Source organism: Haliea sp. E1-2-M8 (assembly GCF_030649675.1).
Lineage (GTDB): Bacteria > Pseudomonadota > Gammaproteobacteria > Pseudomonadales > Halieaceae > Haliea.
Map to the genome: position 1 here is coordinate 45,038 of NZ_JAUTDR010000030.1, position 8,357 is coordinate 53,394.

The following is an 8,357-nucleotide window of genomic DNA, read 5'->3' on the forward strand; positions in this document are numbered from 1 at the left end:
GCTCAGGTTTTGCTTATAGTTAATTAGAGACTGGATGTCTCTTGGAGACTGAAATTATGAGACCGACTAAAGACTACCTGCGAAAATCAGCGTTTGCCGCGGCGTTTGCCTTGGCTATACCTTTGCACGCCAATGCCGATTTGCTACCACCCCCCAGCGACCTGGAAAAGAGCCTGGGTGGATTCCGCGGTATCGGCGAGTACTCTATGGTGCTGCCAGCGTCTGGCAATCTGAACAAGACTGAAGGCGGCCCAGGCTCGAAACAGAGCTTCGCGGCGAGCCGGTCGGCACGAAACGGCTTCCCGGTTAACAGCAACACGCCACGCTTTGGAAGGCCGGTGAGTAAGCCGTTTCTATCTGCCAAAGGCGCCGGTAAGCCTTTTGTCAGGGGCAGTGACAATGCGCACAGCCCCTCATTTGGGCAGGACAAGGTTGGCACTCTGACGGATTCGCTGTTCGGCAATGAACGGGGCTCCGTGCGCAACAACAATCAGCGAAGCGACAAGGTCAACCAGCGGCTGCAGGCTTGGGCCCGAGCCAAGATCTCCGACCAGCCAGGTGACGCGCGTGGAGGTGGCTACTTTGACGGCGGCAGCCTCGATAATATCGACAACACGCAACCCGACTGGACGCAGCCGCTTGCCGTGGGCCCGACCAACGGTGGAAATGTCGGCTTCTCCAACCAGGTCGGGCAGAACGTTCAACTCGTTGCCGTTCCCGCACCAGGCACCCTAATGTTACTTGGTGCTGGTCTCCTTCTCCTTGGGACCATGCGGCGGCCCACAGCGTAATCCGGGTGACCGCGTACGGCTACCGGGCAACCACGAGGACATGAGGGACTTGGTTGGTTACTGTCCTGGCGTGTCCTCCCCAATCTCCCGCAACAGCACTTCCGCATCTGCCCGCTCTTCAAAATAACTATGCTCCGACAACAGCTGCCCAAGAATATCCCTGGCGGTATTCCGGTCTCCAGTTGCCACCAGAATCCGTGCCCGATGCAGCCGATAGACTGGCTTGGCGGGAGTGGCATCCAGGCTCTGCTGGTTCACTTCCAGTGCCCTGTCAAGCCGCCCTTGATAAAACAGGACCATCGCCTTGGTGTCGAGAACGCCTGCATGCCCCGGCGCTGCCTGCAGGGCCCGCTCGACCAGTTCCAGGGCCCGCCCCGGATTGTCGTCGCGTTGAATCCAGGCCAGGTTATTGAGTGCTACCACATCATCCGGAGCAAGTGTGTAAAGGCGTTCATACACTATACGTGCGCTCTCGATCCAGCCGCGGGCGAGATAAAGGGCCGCCATCTGGTGCAGCGTCGCGATATTGTCCGGGAGTTCCGCCAGCCAGAACGCTTGCAACTCCTCAGCCAGCTGTACTTTTCCCTGTAGTAACAGCGACGCCACCAGCAACTTGCGGGCCTCATCGTTTTCCGGGTCCAACTCCAGCGCCCTGCGCAGGAATCCCTCAGCTGCCAGGGGATCATTCCGGGATTGCTCAATCTGGGCGAGCAGTACCAATACCCGAGGATGGTCGGGCAGCGTTCTCAATAGCGACACCGCCGCCTCTGGCTCGCCCTGTTGCACATGATAGCGAGCCAGCACCAGACGCGGCTCGGCGGCCTCAGGATGAGTATTGACGGCATTTCGCAGCGTTTCGGCCATCTCCTCGAGATCGCCCGCATTGGCATGCACCGCGGCAAGATCAAGAAGTCCCTGCAGATTGTCTGGCTGCAGGTGCAAACCCTCCTTGACGCTGGCGAGCGCCGCCCCGAAATCGCCGTCCCCTATCGCAAGCGCCGTGAGCCCTTGGCGCGCAGGCGCCAGCAATGGGTCAAGTTCGAGTGCATGGGAAAAATGCTCGCGCGCCGCCACCCGCTCATCACGCTGCAGCGCCCCACGAGCTTCCTGCAGCGGCCCGGCCCCCGGCGACTCCTCACGCTCACTGGCTGCAAGAATCTGTCGTGCCGGCATGTTCTCGGCGTGCTCTTTCAGGATGCTCCGCGCCATCTCCCTGGCGAGGCTCGTCTCACCCAGTTGCAAATTCACGTTCGCCTGTAGCAAGCGGGCATTCACATGGTGAGGCCGGCCACTGAGAAACTTCGACAGGTGCAGCTGCGCGGTGGCAAAATTGCCCTCCCGAACATTGGCCACTCCCGCCAGGTACAAGCTGGGATAATGACTCGGGTCTACCGCCAACACCTGCTGTAACGCTTCGAGTGCGGCTCTCGGCTGATTCTGAGTCAGCAGCAACCGAGCCTGGGCGTAAAGCACACCCGGGTGCCTGGGTGCCGCGGTGGCGGCGGGTCGAAGCATCTCTGCAGCGAGTTCTGTGGCCCCGCGGTCCAGCAACAGTTTGATCAGCGACAACCTGTCGCTGGTCCGGCTCTGATTCAGCTCCACCGCTCTGCCAAACGCAGTTTCAGCCAGCTCCAATTCACCGCGTGTGAGCGCCACGGCACCGAGGAAGCTCCAGCCCTCTTCATAGTCCGGGTAGCGCCCGGTCAGCTCATCCAGCGCGGCAGTAGTCTGCGCCAGGTCACCGGTGTGATGCATCGTGAATACTGCTTCAGCCAGCAACAATGCCGGGCTGGAATTGGTTAGCTTGCGGGCTACCGCAAGCGAATGCTCTGCCGTAAACGTGTCGCCACTGAGGGCCTGGGCTCTCGCCAGGGTCGCCATGAAATCCCCATTGGCCAGCGCAAACTCAAAGTCACCTCCCTGACGCATTTCGATCAGGCGCTGCCACTCACCTGAAGCAATCAACGCCTCGGCGTAGCGCGCTGCCACCGCGGGGTCAGGCCTGGCTGCCAGAGAGTGTTTGAATTCCACTAGCGCCGCTTGCAGCTGGCGCTGACGATAATAGGCCTCTGCCAGCAGGTATCGCCCCTCAGCGTTTTCCGGGTCCTGCTGCAGCGCGGCCTTGGCATCAATGACAACAGCAGTGAGATTGCCCGCTTCCAGCGACTGGCTGGCGCGAGCCAACAGCTCATCGGGCGCCGGTGTTGGTGAACAGGCAACCGTGAAAACAGCCAACAGGGCAATGAATCCAACAAGGGCGCGGGAAAATGACGGCATAGGCTTGGGAGCTCGCTCTGGACCATGGAGACATAGACTCACTCGCTCACATATTACGCGGGAGAGTATATCGGCGTATAGCTGTACCGCCATGGAGAACGTGCCCCTCACCGGGCGCCGGAGGACCTGTCAACCCAGCGCTGCAGCTGCTCTGTCTCCACCCGGCAACTGCTGTCACCGCAACCGGCGAAAATCCAGTGCAGCGCGGTGCGGTTGTTCAGAGACACGGCTTCGATGAGTCTGTAGATACGGAAAGCTTGCCTGCTACCGGTCTTGCGCTGGCCTATTTCATACCAATAGACCAGCACGGCCTTCTGCCCGCCAGCATGTTCGATTAATAACCGCGTGTAGTGATCAGACTGGAGGGAATCTGTGACTCGCCAACCCCTGGGTACGGGATTGTTCAAATAATAATCAGCCCTGTGGCCCTCAGTTTCGCCCTCGAAGAAATACCGTTGCACACTGACTTGCGTACCCTCCAGCGCAACATTTTCCTCCTCCCGGCTCGACCAGACGTAGACCACGGGACTGGGTTCACTGAATATGCTGGTGCCGACGCCGCGATCCACATCAAATGTGGGCACCAGCCAGCGGAGTGTGCCGTACTGGTACAGGTGAATGGTAACGCCGGAGATGAGAACCAGTGGCAACATTACCATGAGAATAGCTTTTACAGGGGAGCCGGTAAAAGCGCTGGCATCCAGGGGCGGCTTTGGCGCCGGGAGCCGCGGCTCAAGTTTGCTGCCCACATAGAAAAGCACGATGAGGAAGGGCACGAACAGATACCAGCCGAAGACGTTGTGATCGCGCACCATATCGCTTTGCATATCGGAGTAGTCGCCGATATAAATGAGCGCCGCAATGCGCAGCCAATTGGTCAGCAATGAGCCGAGAATGGCAGTAATAAAGAAAATCGCCACAGATCGCGCACGACTCAAATTCAGAAATGCGTAGATGACTGCCAGCGCCAGGGCCGAAATCAGGTACCTGAGGCCGCTGCAGCCATCGGCAATCTCGAAAGTCCCCGCGGGAATGTGGACATAGTTGCCTTCGACGAACGTGGGAATATGACTGAAGCTCATAATCCAGTTCACCGCCGAGACCGAAATCGCCTGCAGAATCCCGTTGAGCCCGCCCCATATCGGTACAATGAACCAGACCAGGCTCACCGGGACCCACAGGCTGGCGTTGACCCGAAAAACCGACGCCAGCGCGAACGCCAGCACCAGTGGTATGGCAAAACGACTTAACAAACTTTGCTGCGCCACTATCAGCCAGAGCAGACCCAGCAGGGAGGCGAGAAACAGCAGGTAAAACAGGCCGTTCCAGCGCAGCTGCAACTGGCATTGCCGCCACGCCCGCCAATACAAAAATCCGATTACGAAAGGCATGAGATAGGCATGGGAATAGGTGCCATCATCAAAACCATAAATCCGCCAATCGGCGATAATTTCAGGATTGAACAGAAGAAAGAGCGAGAAAATTCCGGCAATGACAAGCAAGGGAAGCATCGACTGTCTTTCTTGCATCACGAGATCCTTGTTGCGGGAGAAAGCGGGTGCCTATCAAACTAGCATGTTGAATCCAGCCCCAACCAAGGTCAATAAAGAAAATGTGACCCGGTTGGCTAGCGCAGGAAAAAAGTGCTGACTATCGGGCGGTGATCCCCGCCCATGGGCGGAAACACCTCACTGCTGAGCGCCTCAAGCCCCTCCCCCGCAAGGATATGGTCGATTCTCACCCCCAGCAGACGGGTATGTTTGGTGCGTCCCAGACCATTACCCGCCTGACTGAAACTGTTCTGCCATTCGCTCCAGTATTGGCGATAAATACTGCTCTGCTGCGTCAAGTTGAAGTCGCCAGCAACAATGGCTCTGACCCGATCAGCCGCGGGCACCAGGGCACTGGCCAGCATACTCTCTATCGCTTGCCTCTCATGCAAGCGCAGAAACCAGCGGTAATTGGTTATCGGCGCTCGCTGGGTTTCCAGCGCGTGCCGGGGCGTGTTCAGGTGCAAATTGACCAGCGGCAGCGTCTGCCCTTGAAACGACAGGACATAACTGGCGGCGTAGGTGCCATAGCCGCCCAGTGGCGTGCGGTTCAGGTGCGCGACGGGGGTAACAGGATGCCTGGCGAGAACACAGAGTTGCGCATGGCAGTGCGGGTTCAAGTGCTCTGGCAGCGCCTGATCCGCAAGCCGCAATCCGCCCGACTCCTGTAACAACAGCACATCCAGTTGGTGACTTTCGAACCAGTCCAGTAGCCTGGACACGTCCACTCTGCCACCGCCGGTGTTATAGCTGCCCACCCTTAATACTGAATTGGCACCATTTGTGCCAACCATGTGTAGCTTCAGATCCAGAACAAGAAACACGTTGAGTAGCGTCAGGGCCGCGTAAACGGCCAGCCTGGCCGGGCCGCGCCTGCCCAGGAGCAGCAGGCAAGTCGGCAGAAACACCAGCCAGCGCGGCAACAGGTCCGCCAGCGTGACCAGCGGCTGCAAAGCCTGCGGCAGAGGAACATGTAGCGCCAGCCAATACCCTGCGCTAGCCAGCACATACAGCACTCGTCTAAACCCCGCTGTTCACCGGCAATCCATAGACCTGACTATAGAACCGGGATGTGCGCTCGATCGAGAAGTGCTCGGCAATGCGCTCGCGGCCACGCTTACCCATGACGGTGGCGAGTTCCAGGTCGCCAACAAGGCGGCTAATTGCGCCTGCCAATGCTTTGAGATCCCCGTAGGGCACCAGCAGGCCGGTGACGCCGTCCACTACCAGTTGGGGATTGCCGCCGACGTCCGTGGCAATGACCGGCATTCCATGTGCCATTGCTTCCATGATGGCCAGAGACAGCCCCTCACTCTGCGAGCAGACAACCAGGATGTCAAAAGCGGCGTACACGGCCTCCCGGTCCATCACATTACCGTGAAACCTGACCCTGTCCGCAACGCCCTGACTGGCGGCGAGGGCTTCGTATTCCCCGCACTGGGGGCCGTCGCCAAACACGTGCAGCCTTGTCGACGCGGGCACAGACAGCTCAGGATTACCCAGTACCTGGATCAGGTGCCGCTGCCCCTTGAGCTCGACCAGCCGGCCGACACAGCCCAATTGCAGCGGCGTATCCTGCCGCAGCTGCTTTAGCTTGGGTGGCAGCAAGACCCCATTGTCGATAACCTGCTGGATATCAGCGGGCCACTTTTGCACCTCGTGAAACACGCTCTGTGAGGTGTTGGACACAAAGGTTACCGCCGACACGAACCTGCCGGCCCACTGGTGCAGGCGCAACCAGTGCTTTGCCGCCAGCGGTGCAGCGCCATGCCGTGTATAAATGATTCGACAGTGCAATGCCAGGATGGGCAGGATTGGAGCCAGGCCTTTCAGCACCATGGGGCTGTGAATATGGAGAATGCGAACTTTCCGTTGCCTGATCCACCGCAACACAGCCACTGAGCGGCGAACAAGGCCTTGCGGCGCCAGTAGCACCCCGAACCCGAGCGACCGCGCCTCCGTGACCAAGGCGTCGCTCTCTTGCCCCAAACTGAGAATAAGCGGGGCCAGCCCCTGCTCACGCTGGACGGTGGAGAGGTCGAGCACAAACCTTTCAGCCCCGCCCATATTCAAGCTGGATACCGCGTGAATCACTACCATAGAACAGTCCGAAACCGCTGGATACTGGAAACCCAAATGGATTATTGTAACCAAAGCGCCACCATGGCGGGACAACCTGACCAGGAGCGAGAGCACCATGACTGAACCACGCTCAGTGCAGCAACAGCACGCTGCAGACAAACCAGTAACAATCGTGATAACCCCACGCGATCGCTACACCGGCATTATTGAATGCATCAACACCGTATACAAGTGTACGTCAGTGGAATTGTTTGACCTGGTGGTACTGGACCTGGGGTACCCGGCGGCCCTGGCCCGCGACATACAGGCAGCCTGCACAGAAAAGCCGAATATGACGGTCATTACCGATGGGCGGATAATCCCCATGGAAGCTTTGCGCCGGTATCGGGAGCGCATTGCCACCCGCTATACAGTGCTACTGGACAATGACTCGCGGGTAACGCCTGGCTGGCTGGAGCCCCTGATTGAAACCGCGGAATCACAGGGCGCCGCCGTGGTATCGCCATTGACACTGGAAAAGGCGGGGGTCGACGAGGGCGCGGAGCTGCGCAATCATCTGTATACCAACGAAATCCGGGTTGTCGCGGCCGAGGGCGAATCACGCCTGATAGAACACAAGAGCTATCGGCGCTCACTTCCAGAGGAAGTGCCTGCCGAGATACGACCAACGCAGGCCTTTGAGCTGCACTGCGTTTTCTTCCGAACCGCCACCTTACAGGCGATAGAAATTCCCCAGATGACGATCCGCGAACACCTGGACATAGGGATGCAGTTAAAGGCAAGGGGGGAACAGCTGGTCGCGGACCCAAGATCCGTGATCCACTTTGACAACCTTGGCACCCGCGCGGCCCTGTCGGATTTGCTCTACTTCAACCTGCGCTGGAACGGCAGGGTGACCTACGACTCCAGCCGCCTGTTTGAAAAACGCTGGGGCTACAAATTCTATTCGGAAGAATCCATCTACAATTGGGCCATCCGCAGGCGACTCTTTCTGTTGCTGCGCTGGCTGCACCTGCCCATCGGGTTGGCCAACAAGGTCGACAAGGTATTCTCCGCCATCCGCAGGCGCCTGTTCCCGATCTGGGATCCACTGCCCGATCCTATCGGCAACTCGACGCTGCTTTACGAGACAGTGGAAGGGGGAGCACCGAAGCAACTCAGTCATGCCGTAGCGTAAATGCCGCCCGATCGTCCTCGAAATCCACCATTCCCATGGCTGGGTAAGTTGACATGTCAGCATCGCCTCACCAGCTAATCACGCTGCGGAACCCGTCAGATACACGCTGCACTTTAGCCTCTGCGTCACTCACATACGGGGCTCGGTCGTCATCCGCACTGGGCTTCTCAAAGCCGAACTCAGCAGCACGGGAGTCGAAGACGTCTCTGATACGCAGCTCTTCCCAACTGGGCTTCCACTCTACGGTGCGTTTCCACAATTGACCTACGGCGGACGTCAGGTCCATCTCAACACGCAGCAGCTCCCCCTCTTTTGTCCAGGTAAGCGTACTAACGCTATAACGAATGTTCTCTGCGGAAGGAAACCTGATCACGTTCTGGGCTGACACGTCCTGCGCAATCCCACCGCTGGTCCAGGGTGAATCACTGGTCGTCTGCCACCGCCCACGAGCCCACACCGCGTAGGCGCCCTGGTCCTCTT

Annotated in this window: 7 protein-coding genes; 2 read left to right on the forward strand and 5 right to left on the reverse strand. The window is 58.8% G+C overall.

Annotated elements, in window-relative coordinates:
* The first annotated feature begins 41 nt into the window (after window positions 1-41).
* A complete protein-coding gene (locus tag Q6D67_RS18890) occupies window positions 42-791 on the forward strand; it encodes a hypothetical protein (protein ID WP_304707228.1) in 750 nt (249 codons plus the stop codon).
* 57 nt (window positions 792-848) lie between these two features.
* Here the strand turns inward: Q6D67_RS18890 and Q6D67_RS18895 are convergent, their stop codons facing one another.
* The 4 genes from Q6D67_RS18895 to Q6D67_RS18910 form a co-directional block, all read right to left on the reverse strand.
* On the reverse strand, window positions 849-3,068 hold the full coding sequence (locus Q6D67_RS18895; RefSeq protein WP_304707229.1) for a tetratricopeptide repeat protein: 2,220 nt from the start codon (window positions 3,066-3,068) through the stop codon (window positions 849-851).
* 107 nt (window positions 3,069-3,175) lie between these two features.
* Window positions 3,176-4,597 carry an exosortase gene (gene xrt, locus Q6D67_RS18900; RefSeq protein ID WP_304707230.1) on the reverse strand — a complete coding sequence of 474 codons (1,422 nt, stop codon included), beginning with the start codon at window positions 4,595-4,597 and terminating at the stop codon, window positions 3,176-3,178.
* A 98-nt stretch (window positions 4,598-4,695) separates the two neighbouring features.
* Window positions 4,696-5,625 carry an endonuclease/exonuclease/phosphatase family protein gene (locus tag Q6D67_RS18905; protein ID WP_304707231.1) on the reverse strand — a complete coding sequence of 310 codons (930 nt, stop codon included), beginning with the start codon at window positions 5,623-5,625 and terminating at the stop codon, window positions 4,696-4,698.
* A 13-nt stretch (window positions 5,626-5,638) separates the two neighbouring features.
* Window positions 5,639-6,718: a glycosyltransferase family 4 protein gene (locus Q6D67_RS18910; protein ID WP_304707232.1), complete on the reverse strand. Its 1,080-nt coding sequence runs from the start codon at window positions 6,716-6,718 to the stop codon at window positions 5,639-5,641.
* 97 nt (window positions 6,719-6,815) lie between these two features.
* On the opposite strand from Q6D67_RS18910, the gene Q6D67_RS18915 reads away from it, so the two are divergent.
* Window positions 6,816-7,877 carry a glycosyltransferase family 2 protein gene (locus Q6D67_RS18915; RefSeq protein WP_304707233.1) on the forward strand — a complete coding sequence of 354 codons (1,062 nt, stop codon included), beginning with the start codon at window positions 6,816-6,818 and terminating at the stop codon, window positions 7,875-7,877.
* A gap of 67 nt (window positions 7,878-7,944) precedes the next feature.
* Here Q6D67_RS18915 and Q6D67_RS18920 read toward each other — a convergent pair.
* Window positions 7,945-8,357, reverse strand: a 413-nt coding sequence (locus Q6D67_RS18920) for a hypothetical protein (RefSeq protein WP_304707234.1), incomplete at its 5' end; no start/stop codon positions are given.